The organism is Curvivirga aplysinae (assembly GCF_009711445.1).
Classification (GTDB): domain Bacteria; phylum Pseudomonadota; class Alphaproteobacteria; order UBA8366; family Aestuariispiraceae; genus Curvivirga; species Curvivirga aplysinae.
Map to the genome: position 1 here is coordinate 40018 of NZ_SMMC01000210.1, position 14920 is coordinate 54937.

General features: G+C 42.0%; 15 protein-coding genes. 11 read left to right on the forward strand and 4 right to left on the reverse strand.

What is annotated here, in order from left to right:
* Positions 1-124: 124 nt before the first annotated feature.
* The 5 genes from E1160_RS15015 to E1160_RS15035 all read left to right on the forward strand — a co-directional run bounded on the left by E1160_RS15015 (position 125) and on the right by E1160_RS15035 (position 5430).
* Positions 125-1294, forward strand: a complete 1170-nt coding sequence (locus E1160_RS15015) for a MotA/TolQ/ExbB proton channel family protein (RefSeq protein WP_155156632.1) — start codon at positions 125-127, stop codon at positions 1292-1294.
* A 30-nt stretch (positions 1295-1324) separates the two neighbouring features.
* Positions 1325-2506 (forward strand): peptidoglycan -binding protein, encoded by a 1182-nt coding sequence (locus E1160_RS15020; protein ID WP_155156634.1) that lies wholly within the window; start codon positions 1325-1327, stop codon positions 2504-2506.
* Between the two features lie 133 nt (positions 2507-2639).
* Complete coding sequence (gene rpmE / locus E1160_RS15025) at positions 2640-2858, forward strand: 50S ribosomal protein L31 (RefSeq protein WP_155156636.1); 219 nt, start codon at positions 2640-2642, stop codon at positions 2856-2858.
* 274 nt (positions 2859-3132) lie between these two features.
* Entirely contained in the window at positions 3133-3585 is a 453-nt protein-coding gene (locus E1160_RS15030) for an Hsp20 family protein (protein WP_155156638.1), read from the forward strand.
* 345 nt (positions 3586-3930) lie between these two features.
* Positions 3931-5430: a CoA-acylating methylmalonate-semialdehyde dehydrogenase gene (locus E1160_RS15035; protein WP_155156640.1), complete on the forward strand. Its 1500-nt coding sequence runs from the start codon at positions 3931-3933 to the stop codon at positions 5428-5430.
* Positions 5431-5537: 107 nt separating this feature from the next.
* Here the strand turns inward: E1160_RS15035 and E1160_RS15040 are convergent, their stop codons facing one another.
* Positions 5538-6269, reverse strand: a complete 732-nt coding sequence (locus E1160_RS15040) for a glycerophosphodiester phosphodiesterase family protein (RefSeq protein WP_155156642.1) — start codon at positions 6267-6269, stop codon at positions 5538-5540.
* A 14-nt stretch (positions 6270-6283) separates the two neighbouring features.
* Entirely contained in the window at positions 6284-7249 is a 966-nt protein-coding gene (locus tag E1160_RS15045) for a calcium/sodium antiporter (RefSeq protein ID WP_155156644.1), read from the reverse strand.
* 377 nt (positions 7250-7626) lie between these two features.
* On the opposite strand from E1160_RS15045, the gene pabB reads away from it, so the two are divergent.
* The 6 genes from pabB to E1160_RS15075 all read left to right on the forward strand — a co-directional run bounded on the left by pabB (position 7627) and on the right by E1160_RS15075 (position 13293).
* Positions 7627-9090 (forward strand): aminodeoxychorismate synthase component I, encoded by a 1464-nt coding sequence (gene pabB, locus E1160_RS15050; RefSeq protein WP_155156647.1) that lies wholly within the window; start codon positions 7627-7629, stop codon positions 9088-9090.
* Positions 9087-9683 (forward strand): anthranilate synthase component II, encoded by a 597-nt coding sequence (locus E1160_RS15055; protein WP_155156649.1) that lies wholly within the window; start codon positions 9087-9089, stop codon positions 9681-9683. Before pabB ends, E1160_RS15055 begins: the two co-directional genes overlap by 4 nt.
* Positions 9680-10456, forward strand: a complete 777-nt coding sequence (locus tag E1160_RS15060; RefSeq protein WP_155156651.1) for an aminotransferase class IV — start codon at positions 9680-9682, stop codon at positions 10454-10456. Before E1160_RS15055 ends, E1160_RS15060 begins: the two co-directional genes overlap by 4 nt.
* 567 nt (positions 10457-11023) lie before the next feature.
* Positions 11024-11803 carry an alpha/beta fold hydrolase gene (locus tag E1160_RS15065; RefSeq protein ID WP_218048934.1) on the forward strand — a complete coding sequence of 260 codons (780 nt, stop codon included), beginning with the start codon at positions 11024-11026 and terminating at the stop codon, positions 11801-11803.
* A gap of 16 nt (positions 11804-11819) precedes the next feature.
* Positions 11820-12254, forward strand: coding sequence for an acyl-CoA thioesterase (locus E1160_RS15070; protein ID WP_155156655.1), 435 nt, complete (start codon positions 11820-11822; stop codon positions 12252-12254).
* Between the two features lie 121 nt (positions 12255-12375).
* Positions 12376-13293, forward strand: a complete 918-nt coding sequence (locus E1160_RS15075) for a hydrogen peroxide-inducible genes activator (protein ID WP_155156657.1) — start codon at positions 12376-12378, stop codon at positions 13291-13293.
* Between the two features lie 2 nt (positions 13294-13295).
* Here the strand turns inward: E1160_RS15075 and E1160_RS15080 are convergent, their stop codons facing one another.
* Both E1160_RS15080 and kynA read right to left on the reverse strand, forming a co-directional pair.
* Positions 13296-13919, reverse strand: a complete 624-nt coding sequence (locus E1160_RS15080) for a glutathione S-transferase family protein (RefSeq protein WP_218048935.1) — start codon at positions 13917-13919, stop codon at positions 13296-13298.
* A gap of 70 nt (positions 13920-13989) precedes the next feature.
* The gene (gene kynA / locus E1160_RS15085) at positions 13990-14835 is read right to left on the reverse strand and encodes a tryptophan 2,3-dioxygenase (protein WP_155156661.1); all 846 of its coding nucleotides are present in this window, start codon (positions 14833-14835) and stop codon (positions 13990-13992) included.
* Positions 14836-14920 lie beyond the last annotated feature (85 nt).

The following is a 14920-nucleotide window of genomic DNA, read 5'->3' on the forward strand; positions in this document are numbered from 1 at the left end:
TGAGTTTGCAGGCTTTATTCTTTCAGCTATGCATTTTTTCACTGACAGGATTCATAGAATCATCGTAATGGAATAAACATGTTTCTGCCCTATTCATGCCCCGATTGGCTTTGAAACTGGGTATATGACAAAACAGACATTTACAAATTCACAGCAATATGGCCGTCCCTTTGGTACATTGGACCTTTTCCGTGGGAGATTTACATTGAAACAGCCAACCCGTTACCTGATGATCATGATGATTTTCACCCTGACCATCATTGCCGGCGTCGTCTTAATTCACCAACCTCTCATGCAGGCATTCAACGCCAACATATTCCTAAACGGAATTATTCTGGCTGTTTTAGTAATTGGTATTGGGCATGCATTTAGAACTGTTGCCATGTTGGGCCGTGAAGTTACCTGGATTGAAGATTTCAAACGCGCATCTCAAGGGGGGGTAACACCATCAGGAAGACCACCTCGTCTGATGGCGCCTGCCGCGACCATGCTTGGTGACCGAAATGAAAGATCAGCTCAGTTGAATCTTTCCACCACAGCTATGCAAACCTTATTAGATGGTGTTGGCACGCGCCTTGATGAAACCCGTGAAACAGGCCGCTACATGGTCGGTCTTCTTGTTTTCCTTGGCCTGCTTGGCACTTTTTGGGGGTTAATGGGCACTGTTGCCAGTGTTGGCGATGTCGTAGCAAATTTAGAAATCAGTGGCGCAGGTGGTGAGATATCAGATGCACTAGCTGCCTTAAAAGAAGGCTTACAAGCGCCTTTATCCGGAATGGGCACGGCCTTTAGTTCTTCTCTATTTGGTTTAGCTGGCTCCCTAGTCCTCGGTTTCTTATCCCTTCAAGCTTCACAAGCGCAAAACCGTTTCTATAATGATTTTGAAGAATGGCTGTCTGGTCTGACACGATTGAGTGGTAGTGGTCCAATTGCAGATGGTGAACAATCTGTTTCTGCCTACACAAATGCATTACTTGAAAAAACAGCGGACAGTGTAGAATCTCTACAACGTCTAATTTCCCGCAGTGAAGAAGGTCGGTTGCAGGCTGAGCGCAATATGAATACCTTAAATGATCGCTTGGAAGATTTAGTGGATGTTATGAAATCCGGCCAAAGCAGCAGTGGTGGCATGGATGCATCTGCTGTCAGCACTTTACGCAATATTGAACATCACCTCTCTCATATGTCAAAGGATGCCCCCAAGGGACGTGAGGATGCCGTTCAGGAAATTCGTAGTGAAATCCGCTTACTTGCACGTACAATTGCGGCACTTGGCGAAACTTCTTCTAACTAAGATTTAGATACGATGTAAGGCGGATAGATCATGGCACTTGCAAGACGAAATCGCAATAATATGGATATCTGGCCAGGCTTTGTAGATGCCTTGGCAACCTTGTTGATGGTAATCATCTTCTTATTACTTATCTTTGTTATTTCACAAGTATTCCTAAATGATGCGTTGGTAGGACGTGACAAAGCCTTAGATAAATTAAATCTGCAAGTCTCGGAACTCGCAGATATGTTAAAACTTGAACGGGCCAGCAGTGCAGATTTACGCAATCAGGTATCTGATCTTTCGTCTGAGTTACGTGCCTCTCTTGCAAAGCGAGCAGATCTAGAAGCCCAACTAAAATCTTTAAGCGGTGAAAATGAAGGTCTAAAGAAAGAATTAGAAGCAAGTGAAGGTGCTTTGGCCGTTGTAAGTGCAGATCTTGAAGATGCCTATAAAACCATTGAAGCGAATAAAGAAACGATTGAGGCCCAATTAGGCCAACTCGCTTTATTGGAGAATCAGATCGAAGCGTTAAAAGCCTTAAAAGAAGAACTTGAATCTGAAGCGGCCTCTAAGTTGGCACAAGCTGATGAAGAAGTTGTTGCTGCACGTGCTGAAGCAGCCCTTCTTAACCAGCAACTAAAGGCACTAGGGGCACAAATAGAAGAACTCAACAACATCTTGGCGGCATCCGAATTAAAAGATGCGGAACAACAAGCCCAAATCGAAGCCTTAGGTAAGCGATTAAACAAGGCCCTTGCAAGCAAAGTGCAAGAGTTAAGTAAATATCGTAGCGAATTCTTTGGGCGACTACGCGAGATTTTAGGAAATCGTCGTGGCGTCCAAATTGTAAACGATCGCTTCGTTTTCCAATCTGAAGTCTTGTTTACATCCGGTTCAGCTGATCTAGGCCCTTCAGGTGAAGAACAGCTTTCACGCTTGGCAACTACTTTACTTGATATTTCCCGCGATATTCCGGAAAAACTAAATTGGGTTTTACAGGTAGAGGGTCATACCGATGCCCAACCTATCAGCACCGCGCAATTCCCATCTAACTGGGAACTATCCGCAGCACGCGCGATTTCCGTGGTGAAATTCCTACGTAGTCAGGGCCTGCCAGCGCAGCATCTGTCCGCCGTGGGATATGGGGAATTCCAACCACTTGATCCACGTGATGATGAAATCGCCTATCGTCGTAATCGCCGTATTGAATTAAAACTGACCCAACGCTAGGAAAAGCCAAATAAAAGCTTGCATCTGGTCTATTAATCCAGTAAATACGCGCGATCATTCATGAGAATGAAGTTATTTTAACCAAATACATCGCAGCCCACATTATGGCGCGATGGTTTGCAGGAGCCGAACAATGAAACAAGAAATCCACCCGGATTACCACTGGATCACTGTCGAAATGACAGATGGTACAACATACAAAACACGTTCCACATGGGGCAAAGAAGGCGACACAATGCGCCTAGAGATCGACCCAAAAGCTCACCCAGCGTGGACAGGCGGTCAGCAACGTATTCTTGAAGGTGGTCAAATGGCTCGCTTCAACAAACGTTTCTCTGGTTTCGGCCTATAAGAAACAGACTCCTTACATTTGTAAGTCAGAGTTTAAGAAAACCCGGATCATTTGGTCCGGGTTTTTCTTTTGTCAAAAATTTGAAAAATAAATCTTGAAAGCAAAAAATACACGCCCATATCAATAGGGTAACAAATGAAAAGGATGCCTAATGCTGGGTCCTTGAAGGTTACAAGTAAATCGTTTCGTCGACCATAATACCCATTAGGATCAAAAGGATCGGGTGGTGGCGTGACATTGACATTAATCGCTCATTGATAAGAGGATTTATATTATGCGAGATTTAGACTTTTCCCCATTATTCCGTAACGCAATCGGCTTTGACCGTATGGCACGTCTGATGGATAACATTGCCTCAGAAGGCGCAGGGAACAGTTACCCCCCTTACAATATCGAACAATTAGATGAAAATGGATATCAGATTTCCATGGCGGTCGCAGGCTTTTCCGATAACGAACTCGATATCGAAGTTCTGGAAAACCAACTCAAAGTAACAGGCAAAAAAGATCTGGATCAAGACTCTGAAGATCAGCGAAACTTCCTACATCGCGGCATTGCCCAACGCGCCTTTGAACGTCGTTTCTCACTAGCAGACTATATCAAAGTGACCGGTGCGAAACTGGAACATGGCCTTCTACATATCAAACTGGTTCGTGATATCCCCGAAGCTAAAAAGCCTAAAGCTGTTCAGATTGAAACATCTGCACCGAAATCTTTAGAAGCTTAAGTAACCCTATATCAGACGCTATAGGTGAGTCCCCTCCCTCTTCCCCTATACTTGCCTATAGCAAAAGGAATACGCGTGGTCATTTGATCACGCGTTTTCTTTTGAAACCTGTATTCACAACTGCTTACCATACGCATGCGTATGTTTTTTGTGTATTGGCTATTGCATGGAAACTTTTTTCCCCTATAGTACTGTCCAGAAACGCGGATTTCCGGCATTTATCAACTGGCCTATCGGTTTGCATAACACTGGCCCTTGAGAGTTGGAAGGCGCAGATATAAACCGAATAACGGTAAAATTCTGCAAACTTGCAGGTTAACAATAATAGTTGGTAGGAGTGCTTTCATGGCTGAAGAATTATTCCACTGGATCAATGGCGAACGCGTAAAAGGCAAAAGCGGTCGTTTTGGCGATGTGTTTAACCCGGCAACAGGCGAAGTAATTGGTCAATGCCCGTATGCGTCCAAAGAAGAAGTTGACGCTGCAGTTGCAAATGCAAAAGAAGCTTTCGAGATATGGTCTGAAACGCCAAGCGTGAAACGCGCACAAGTGATGTTCAAGTTCCGTGAAATCATGCTACGCGAATGGGATAACCTTGCCGAAGCAATGGGTAAAGAACATGGTAAGACCCTACCAGATGCTAAAGGTGAATTGGCACGTGGCCTAGAAGTTGTTGAATTCGCAACAGGTATTCCACATCTTCTAAAAGGTGAAAACAGCCAAAATGTAGGCGGCGGTATCGATATCACTTCTATCCGTATGCCGGTTGGTGTTGTTGGCGGTATTACCCCATTTAACTTCCCGGTTATGATTCCATTATGGATGGGTGTTATGGCTGTTGCATGTGGTAACACATATGTAAACAAACCATCTGAACGCGATCCATCTTCCTCCCTTATGCTTGCTGAAATGTGGAAAGAAGCTGGTCTTCCAGATGGCGTATGGAATGTGATTAACGGTGATAAAGTTGTTGTAGATAGCTTGTTACATCATCCAGATGTTGAAGCAATTTCCTTCGTAGGATCCACAGGTGTTGGTGAATATGTTTATCAAGAAGGTTGCAAACATAACAAACGTGTTCAATCTTTCTGTGGGGCGAAAAACCATATGGTGATTATGCCGGATGCAGATATGGACAACGCAGCTGATGCGCTTGTTTCTGCTGGTTTCGGTTCTGCTGGTGAACGTTGCATGGCGATTTCCGTTGCTGTTCCAGTTGGCAAAGGTACACAAGAGGCGTTGATCGAACGTTTGGTACCACGCATTGAAAAACTAAGCATTGGCGCATATGACGATCCAAATGCAGATGTTAACCCAGTGATTACAATGCAGGCTAAAGAGCGTATCGAAGGCTTGATCACATCTGGTGTTGAAGAAGGTGCTGACCTGCTTGTCGATGGTCGCGGTGCACGTTTACAAGGCTACGAAAACGGCTATTTCGTTGGTGCATCCTTGTTCAACAATGTTACAGAAAACATGAACATCTACAAGACAGAGATCTTTGGCCCTGTATTATCTGTGACAACACCACAAACATATGAAGATGCGGTTCGCATGGTGAATGAGCATGAATATGGTAACGGTGTAGCAATCTTTACACGTGATGGTGAATCTGCGCGTCACTTCCAACGTAATGTTGATGTTGGTATGGTTGGTGTAAACGTGCCAATCCCTGTGCCGTTGAGCTTCCACACATTCGGTGGTTCCAAACGTTCTAAATTCGGTGATACACAGATGTATGGTCCAGAATCCATCAACTTCTTCACCAAATTGCGTACAGTGAGCTCCCGTTGGCCAACAGGTGGCATCAAAGACGGTGTTCAACTGGCATTCCCATCTAACTAAGTTAGATATGGAAGCAGAAAAGATTAAGGGCAGCGAATTCGCTGCCCTTTTTATTTTCTTAAGCTTTCAAGCTAAACTTATATAAGTATCCATCTATAAGTATGTTTCTACTTTAAACCCTTCATGCGATCAGGGTAGTCCGTAAAAATACCTTCGACTCCCCAACCAATCAGTTCAGCAGCACGTTCTTTATCATTCACCGTATAACAACGTACTGGTGATCCAGAATCGATAAATGCCTTACATTGTGTTTCCGTCAACTTATCCGCATCTACATGGATGGCATCTGCCTTTAAACTCTCAACTTCATCTTGCCAATTCGAGGGAATATCTTCCCACAGAATCGCATGTTCTACACGCGGCAACACCTCATGAGAAGCTGCAAGGGCATCACGATCAAAACTAGAGATAATTGGTGATGGTAATTGGCTAGGCCAATTATCACGCACATATTCAGCTATCTTTTTACCCGTTTCTTCCTCAAAACCCTTATCAGGTTTCAATTCAAGGTTAACTCCCATTCCAAGAGCAGTTAACAGGCTCAAAAATTCGGATACTGTCGGAACAGTCTCGCCAATGAATTCATCACTGAACCAACGCCCGACATCTAATGCCTTAATCATATATAAGGGGGTCTCAGCACAGGTACGCTCCGCATTTGCGGTACGGCTAAAGTCATCATCATGAAAAAGAACGATGACACCGTCTGAGCTCAGCTTCAGGTCAACTTCAACCCATTTGCAACCTAGCGCGGCTGCCTTTGCAATTGCAGATAAAGTATTTTCAGGCGCATGACCAGATGCACCACGATGACCAAAAATTTTCGAAGAAAGACTCATAATTCAAATTCCCCTTAACCCATCAATCCAGGAACACGGAATGCCAAGCTACCGATATATACAAAATAGGCAACTAACAAGAACCCTGCATCCCAGCGGCAGATTTTATAATCTTTGAGCAACAAAGGCCCCAATGCCAAACATGCTGCCATCATGACCCAAACATCAATATGCGCAATATCGTCCGCAATTTCTAAAGGTGTAATCATTGCCGTAATACACAAAATGGATAAAACGTTGAATAGACATGAACCTACCACATTACCAATGGCTACATCTGTATGACGGCGCATTGCAGCAACTGCCGTTGCTGCCAGTTCAGGTAACGAGGTTCCCAATGCCACAATTGTTAAACCGATAACGGATTCAGGAATTCCAAAGGATGTCGCAATATTCACCGCCCCAATCACCAGAATATTTGCGCCCCCAACAAGCCCGATAAGACCGAGAATAATGAAAGCTGCAATAATGAGCCAATTTTCTGGTACATTCTGCATTTCTTCGGTTTCTTTTTCATGAAGCTCGGCAGCGTCATCCTGTTTTTTGTCTTGGTAATAAGACCATACAAGGAAGCTCACAAGTGCGCATAACATCATCACACCTTGCCAAAATACAATCCAACCTGTCATAGCCAGACCTGTTAATAAGGCCATAGCCAAAACCATCGCTGTGCCATCACGACGTAACGCTTTAGGATCGCAAACAAGCGGATAGATCAATCCACCCACGCCTAGGATTAGCAAAATATTAGAGATATTACTTCCAACGACATTGGCGATCGCCAAATCCGGTTGTCCGTGAAGAGCAGCTTTTACAGTCACAAGCAATTCAGGTGCCGAGGTACCAAATCCAATAACGGTCAAACCAATAATTGCAGGGCTAACACCAAGTTTCTTTGCCAAGGCAATTGCACCGCGTAAGCTGATTTCACCACCAACAAACAACAATACCAAACCTGCAATAATATAAATAAAATCCATAGATCCAGATACCACTAATATAACGTGTCGATATAATTTTTTAGTATGTCTTCAATAAACAGACAGACAAGTCTATACAACCCATCTTTTGTAGAAAGGTGTTAAACTTTCCTGATGATTTTGGGAAAACTGCCTTCATGAGCTGAATATGAGGTGTTCAGTTTAATTTACAAGCCCTTCACAACATGTTGAATGTTTTTCTATACCGAACTTTTGTCAGTATTGGCTGAAATCTGCTATGAAAAAACTGGAAAATTCCCTCAACACCAAGTATATGTCGCCCAAAGATTATAAATGGGTATAATGATTTGTTACTTTGAGACCTTGTCGACAAATAAATTCGACCCGAAGACAATAACGTGAAGACAGGCAAAGAAATGGCATTTCCTGCCCTTTATAAAGAAATTCCTTATCAGGATCCCGCATTGATCTTTCCTGTTCTGGAACAGGAAAAGCATCCATTATTCTTAGATAGTGCAATGGCAGACCCACGTTTGGGTGCAGTTTCTTATATCGCTATCGATCCATTTATCGTTTTTGAGGCAAAAGAAGGTAAATGTCAGCAAAATGGTGATACAATTTCTATTGACCCCATTACCTATTTAACTGACCTCTTAGACGCATATAAGTTAGAACGCCTCGAAGATGAAGATGTTCCCCTTTTCCAAGGAGGCGCCGCGGGTTTATTTAGCTATGATCTGGGGTGGTATCTTGAAAAACTACCTACTCATCAAGGTGATGATGCAAAGATACCAGAATTAGCAATTGGTCTATATGATCTAGTAATCGCATTTGATCATAATCAGCAACGTAGTTGGATTATTTCCACCGGTCAAAATTCTGATAGTGTAGAACCAGATGTGAATCTTGCTGAAAAACGATTATCTTATATACAAGGCCTGTTATCTCAGGCAACAGATTATAGTTGGCCTGACCAAATCATCCCCCCTTTAACTTGGCGAACAGATCTTAGCCGTCAGGATTATGAAGACCAAGTTCAAAAAGTTGTCGACTACATATATGCAGGCGATATTTTTCAGGCCAATCTATCACAGCAATTTCGGGCGCACTTACCTGAAGGCTTCAATCCGCTCGCTTTCTATAAAACTTTGCGCAAAGTAAATGCTGCGACATTTGCAGGTTACTTTAAAACCGATGACATGGTCATTGCCTCCTCATCACCGGAACGTTTCATCAAAGTTCAGGACGGACAAGCAGAGACACGCCCCATAAAAGGCACTCGTCCACGTTTTGATGATCCTGAGCAAGACCGTGCATCTGCAGCAGATTTACTAGCGGCAGAAAAAGACCGATCTGAAAATGTAATGATCGTTGATTTATTGCGTAATGATTTGTCAAAGAACTGCGCGCCACACACTGTTACTGTTCCAGAACTATGTGCACTTGAAAGTTATGCATCTGTTCATCATCTGGTTTCGAGTGTAACGGGTCGTTTAAAATCAAACCGCAGTAGTTTTGATTTACTTTCCGAAGCTTTTCCTGGCGGGTCAATCACCGGTGCTCCAAAATTACGTTCTATGGAAATTATTGCCGAACTAGAACCATGGCGCCGCGGTGCCTATTGTGGCTCTCTAGGTTTTATCAGTTTTGCGGGTGATATGGATACATCCATCTTGATCCGCACAGTTACCATAAAAGATGGAACTGCTCGCTTTAATGTAGGTGGCGGCATCGTGGCGGATTCTACTCCGGCAAGCGAATATGAAGAGACACTTGTAAAAGCACGCGGTATTTTTGACACTTTTGATGCGATGAGTTCTGGGCAGTCTGTTATCTTATCTGGCCGTAATGAAGAAAAAACTTCAAAGGTGGCATCATGATCCTCGTCATCGATAATTACGATTCTTTCGTCTATAACCTTGCCCGTTATTTTGAAGAGTTAGGGCGTGAGGTAAAAGTTGTACGTAATGATGTTCTGAGTTTAGAGGAAATCAAAGTCCTTGCGCCCGACGCCATTGTGATATCCCCAGGCCCGTGCACGCCAAATGAAGCCGGTTTATCCTTAGATATCATTAAAACATTTGCGCCAACCATACCAATTCTAGGTGTTTGTCTTGGGCATCAAGCTATTGGCCAGGTATTTGGTGGTGACACCGTGCGAGCGTCACAACCAATGCATGGTAAAACAAGCGATATTGAACATGATGGGAGCGGCTTATTTACTCACCTCCCTTCACCTTTGACTGTAACACGCTATCATTCTTTAGTTATCGATCCTGAGTTAACTCAGAATTCTCCATTGCGTGTTCAATCACAAACAGCTAACGGCGATATCATGGCTGTTTTTCATGAAGAATACCCTGTTTATGGTGTTCAGTTCCATCCAGAAGCGGCATTAACCCAAGGCGGTCACAAACTAATCGAGAACTTCCTTCAAATCACTGACCACTTTTGGCAGAAAGAAGCAGCATGATCTTTTGGGTTAATGGCGAATTAAGAGAAGACACCTCTGCGATTGCCATTAATGATCGCGGTTTCCTTCTTGGCGATGGGATTTTTGAAACTTTTTATGTAGAAAATGGTCTCGCTTGCGAAGTGACAGAACATCTAGACCGTCTCTATCAAGGTCTTAATATTCTTGATATTGCATGTTCTTATTCAAAACAGGAACTCGCCGAAGCTATCCAATCTTGCCTCAAAAGAAACAAGCTGGAAATTGGCTCTCTTCGCCTAACTGTTTCACGTGGTATAGGACCACGCGGATTACTTCCCCCTACAAATTGTCAAAATACTGTACTTATTACTTGCGTTGCAGGTAGCATTAAACGCAATGAATTCCCCCCTATAAGCCTAACAATTTCAAGAATTAGACGAAATGAAACATCGCCAACCAGCCGTTTTAAAACTATTGGTGGCTATCTTGATAATGTCTTAGCACTTAAAGAAGCAAAAGACGCCGGTTTCGATGATGCGATCTTGCTGAACACAAAAGGCCATATAGCATGTACAAGTAGTGCAAATATTTTTCTTAATATTGAGGATATTTGGTATACCCCTCAAAAAGAAGATGGCATTCTATCTGGCATTTATCGTGGCATAGCCATCAAGAAACTCAAGGTTGACAAACAAATTATTCTAGAACGTAGTCTTTCTTTATCCGATCTGGAGAAAGCCGGCAAAGTCTTGATTTCCAACTCACTTATCGGCTTGAGAAAAGTTTATTCCGTCAATATCACCAAAAACTAATTTTACTATGCAATTGTACAATTAGTATTATTATTACAATTTTAAATAATTTTTTGACATTTACTTAGAATTGATCTAACGTTTAGTTATTAATCTACCAGTGTCTACCCCATGGGCCCATAACCCACCCTTACCCAACACTCGGGCCCTGACACTCAATAAAAAAGACCCCTGTTCGCCTGAGCCGTCTATACTTAGACGGCTCATTTGTCTTTACATTACAAAAAACAACCTAAAGTTTAATGTTTAGCATGTATAACTAGAACTTATTTGCGCGGAACAGAAAAACAGGAAAAAACAAGTAAAAAAAGTTTCATTTTTGTTAATTTTTTGCTTTGCCAAATTCACATATAGGGGTAACTTTCTTTCAGCGCAGGTAAGCGAGTTGAACAGGGGACACGGTTCAGAGTCGGAAATAATCCAGACCAACTGTGTATCAACAAGCAAAAATGCGAGAGAGGTCGTCCAAATTGAGACGGCCTCTTTTCATATCTACGTCATTTTGCAACTATATTTTATATGCATTGCATAAACGAAAATCATACCAATCAATATGGGGAGGCAGTTATGCCATTTAATTCTTTTGCGTCCGATATTTCCTTAATCTTACATGGCGAAGCGAATGATAACCCAACCATCCTATTTTTACATGGGGCAGGTATGGATCATACTGTTTGGTCAGAGCAAATTACTCCACTTATAAATGCCGGTTTTCATGTTGCAGAATTAGACCTTCCTCAACATGGTAGCAGCAAAGGGGAAGCAGCAAGCAGTATTACAGACATGGCTGAGGACGTGATATCAATTATCAATGCCTCTGGATTAGAAGATATTTTAATCACAGGCCATTCTATGGGCGCCTTGATCTCTTTGGCCGTCGCAGCCTCAGGTAATAAAAATGTCTCCTCGGCATGTTTCTGTGGGGTGTCAAGCCGTATGCCTGTTCATCCAGACTTATTAGGACTAGCTGAAGCAAATGATATTGCGGCTGCAAAAATGATAGCTAAATGGAGTTATGGTAGCGCCCTATCCGATGAAGCTAAAGAAGCTCGAATTGATACAACTATCACTTTGGTTGATGGTTGTGCTGATGGTGTACTTGGTAAAGATATGAATGCTTGTAATAATTTTTCCGAAGCACAAGAGTTAACCGAAAAAATCGACATCCCGGTTCTTTTACTTCTTGGGGAAGAAGATAAGATGACCCCAGTTAAAGGTGGCGAAAAGCTGGAAGCAATGCTTTCCAAGAGCCATAAGGTAATCTTACCTAAAGCTGGACATATGATGATGCAAGAAGATGCAGAAGGTTTTAACAAAGCCCTTATGGATTTTGCAGGCATAGAGTAATCAAGGCAGCTCTTTTATGGCAGAAAATAGAAAGCTCACACGTCAAGATTTCAGACATTTTTTATCTATCCCCACACGATGGATGGATAATGATGTTTATGGACATGTGAACAATGTGACCTATTACAGCTATTTCGACACTGTGGTGAATGAGCATCTTATAACACATGCCAAACTTGATCCAAAAACCAGTAGAGAGATCGGTCTGGTGGTTGAAACCAAATGCAAGTTTATGGAAGAGCTTTCCTTCCCCGAGATCATAGACGCAGGTTTACGCGTTTCCAAACTAGGCAATAGCAGTATCATTTATGAAATAGGCCTTTTTAAAAAAGAAAAAAGTACCCCATCAGCATTTGGTCATTTTGTACATGTATATGTTGATAGAGAAGAAAAGCGGCCAGTTACAATTCCTCAACGGGTAAGAAATGCTGTCGAACCTTTGCTTATTTAGGCACTGATACCTCCGTTTATTTAATCTAATTCATTAGACAAATATCTAACAATAAGTATGATAGCGGCTCATTATCGAAAAAATCGATAAATCCAATTTTCACTAGGATTTACGTTCCGCAATGCCTTTACCAACGATCCGCCAGCTTCAATATCTACAAGCCGTCTCTGAAACACTTAATTTTAGTCTCGCCGCAGATCAATGTTTTGTGACGCAATCCACACTTTCTTCCGGGATAAAAGAATTAGAAAATATGATTGGTGCTCAAGTTGTAGAACGCACCAAGCGAAAAGTCATGCTTACGGATCTGGGTCAAGAAGTTCTGCATAAAGGTAACCAAATCATAGAGTTGGCACAGGAAATTGAATATATTGCCAAGGAAAAAGATACACCATTAAGCGGACCTGTGCGCCTTGGAGTTATTCCAACTATTGCCCCATTTTTACTCCCCCGGCTACTACCAGACTTACAAAATGAATATCCCCAAGCAAAATTTTCAATTCAAGAAGATCTTAGCGCCAATCTGATACAAAAACTACAAACGGGAAGACTAGATATACTACTTCTAGCTTTGCCGTATGAATCAGCAAGTACAAAATCATTTGTTTTATGTGATGATAGTTTTCTTTTAGCAGAACAGATATCTGACAAAAATGTCGATACACCTTTATCAGTAAGTGACATTATGAGAGACGACCGCCCACTTCTTCTACTTGAAGATGGTCACTGTTTAAGAGATCACGCATTATCGGCATGCCGTCTAGATGTTGCTTCTGACGAATTTAGGGCATCTTCCTTACATACTTTGGTTGCCTTAGTTGCCCAAGGGTCAGGTATTACTCTATTGCCAGAAATCGCCTTAAACAAAAACTCTTCTGGTAATTTATCCAAATTCGCGGACTTACATTTGCGTAAATTCAAAGATCCACAACCCATTAGACATATTGGTCTTTGTTGGCGACAAAGCAGTAGCCGGGATTCTGACTTCACCCTACTTGCAAACTATATGAAAGAATGGCTGAAAAAGCATCGGACTTAATTTTAGGCCGTGATATGCCTATAGGTAATAGGTTTATAATCACCTAGTGCCTCTATCCGCTTAATCCAATCTTGTATAGCTGGATATCGATCCAATTCAAAACCACCTTCTTCGGCCACATGTGTATAGGCAAATAACGCTATATCTGCGATGCTGATGCTATTTCCAACAAGCCATCCAGAAGGGCTATATTTAACGCCCATTTCAAGGATGTCCAATGCTTCATAGCCCGCCTTTTGTTTTTCTGGGACACGTTTCTTCTGCTCATCGGTCATATTAATATAATGATGCCAAAACCTTAGCACCGCGATATTTGGCTCATGAGAATATTGCTCGAAGAAAAGCCAGCTCATAACTTGTGCCTGGGCAAACTCATCTTCAGGCATTAACGCTGTATCACGCGCTAGATAAGTCAGGATGGCATTGGATTCAAAAAGAATGCGACCATCTTCAATCTGTATGGCAGGGATTTTCCCCACTGGATTGATCTGCAAAAAATCTGCCGATCGCGTTTCACCTTTTAAAATATTTTTCTCAATTAACTTATAATCTAGCCCAAGCAGATGCATGGTTAATCTTACTTTATACCCGTTACCGGATTCTAAGAAATCATATAAAGTAATCATTAAAGACCTCATTCCTATAAATGAAAGAAACAAAACTTATCTCAGTTCTTTCATATGCGATAGAGTGGTTCTAAAGCGACGCACGTAAATCCCAAAGTTCAGGAAAGAAACAATATTGAAGCGCTTTTTCGAGATAGTTAATTCCGGCCGTCCCACCTGTCCCTCTGCGATGTCCAATAATTCGAGAAACTGTTTTTAAATGTCGGAAACGCCATTGTTGGAAACTATCTTCCAGATCAACCAGCTTCTCTGCTAATTCATATAAATCCCAGAATTCTTCCGTATTATGATAAATCTTACTCCATGCGGCCTCAACAGAAGCATGAGCTTTATGACGCTCCTGCCAGTCTCGATTAACAATTGCGGGATCAATATCAAAACCACGACGTTCTAGTAGCAGTATAGCTTGGTCATACAGACTTGGATCAGACAAAGCCTTCTCTAGCTTAACACGCAAATCTTCCCGATGAGCATGAGGTTTTAATAAAGCACGGTTTTTATTGCCCAAACGATATTCTATCTCTCGATATTGATAAGATTGAAAACCAGATGATTGCCCCAAACTATCCCGAAAACTTAAATAATCAGCAGGTGTCATAGTTGCCAAAACACTCCAGCTTTGAATCATTTGAGTTTGAATTTTGGAAACACGTGACAACATCTTAAAAGCCGGAGAAAGATTATCTTCTGAAATAAGTTTCTGTGCAGCCGCAATTTCATGAATAATCAATTTCATCCATAATTCTGTTGCTTGATGAATGATAATGAAAAGTGGCTCATCATGTTCCGAGCTTTGTGGATATTGCGCTGATAAAATCTTATCTAATCCCAAGTAATCACCATAAGACATTTCACCATCAAAATTTTCATGCGCGCCTTCTGGCATGACCTGCACGTCATTAAAGTCCTGACTCATTGTTTAACCCCACCTATCTCTTCTCTCATTCTTTTACTATTACACATATTGGAAAATATAATCAGGATAAAGTGCGCTGATACAT

Excerpts from the sequence above, each read along its gene's own strand:
- E1160_RS15015 (WP_155156632.1), top strand. The coding sequence starts at position 125 with ATGACAAAACAGACATTTACAAATTCACAGCAATATGGCCGTCCCTTT.
- E1160_RS15020 (WP_155156634.1), top strand. The coding sequence starts at position 1,325 with ATGGCACTTGCAAGACGAAATCGCAATAATATGGATATCTGGCCAGGC.
- rpmE (WP_155156636.1), top strand. The coding sequence starts at position 2,640 with ATGAAACAAGAAATCCACCCGGATTACCACTGGATCACTGTCGAAATG.
- E1160_RS15030 (WP_155156638.1), top strand. The coding sequence starts at position 3,133 with ATGCGAGATTTAGACTTTTCCCCATTATTCCGTAACGCAATCGGCTTT.
- E1160_RS15035 (WP_155156640.1), top strand. The coding sequence starts at position 3,931 with ATGGCTGAAGAATTATTCCACTGGATCAATGGCGAACGCGTAAAAGGC.
- E1160_RS15040 (WP_155156642.1), bottom strand. The coding sequence starts at position 6,269 with ATGAGTCTTTCTTCGAAAATTTTTGGTCATCGTGGTGCATCTGGTCAT.
- E1160_RS15045 (WP_155156644.1), bottom strand. The coding sequence starts at position 7,249 with ATGGATTTTATTTATATTATTGCAGGTTTGGTATTGTTGTTTGTTGGT.
- pabB (WP_155156647.1), top strand. The coding sequence starts at position 7,627 with ATGGCATTTCCTGCCCTTTATAAAGAAATTCCTTATCAGGATCCCGCA.
- E1160_RS15055 (WP_155156649.1), top strand. The coding sequence starts at position 9,087 with ATGATCCTCGTCATCGATAATTACGATTCTTTCGTCTATAACCTTGCC.
- E1160_RS15060 (WP_155156651.1), top strand. The coding sequence starts at position 9,680 with ATGATCTTTTGGGTTAATGGCGAATTAAGAGAAGACACCTCTGCGATT.
- E1160_RS15065 (WP_218048934.1), top strand. The coding sequence starts at position 11,024 with ATGCCATTTAATTCTTTTGCGTCCGATATTTCCTTAATCTTACATGGC.
- E1160_RS15070 (WP_155156655.1), top strand. The coding sequence starts at position 11,820 with ATGGCAGAAAATAGAAAGCTCACACGTCAAGATTTCAGACATTTTTTA.
- E1160_RS15075 (WP_155156657.1), top strand. The coding sequence starts at position 12,376 with ATGCCTTTACCAACGATCCGCCAGCTTCAATATCTACAAGCCGTCTCT.
- E1160_RS15080 (WP_218048935.1), bottom strand. The coding sequence starts at position 13,919 with ATGATTACTTTATATGATTTCTTAGAATCCGGTAACGGGTATAAAGTA.
- kynA (WP_155156661.1), bottom strand. The coding sequence starts at position 14,835 with ATGAGTCAGGACTTTAATGACGTGCAGGTCATGCCAGAAGGCGCGCAT.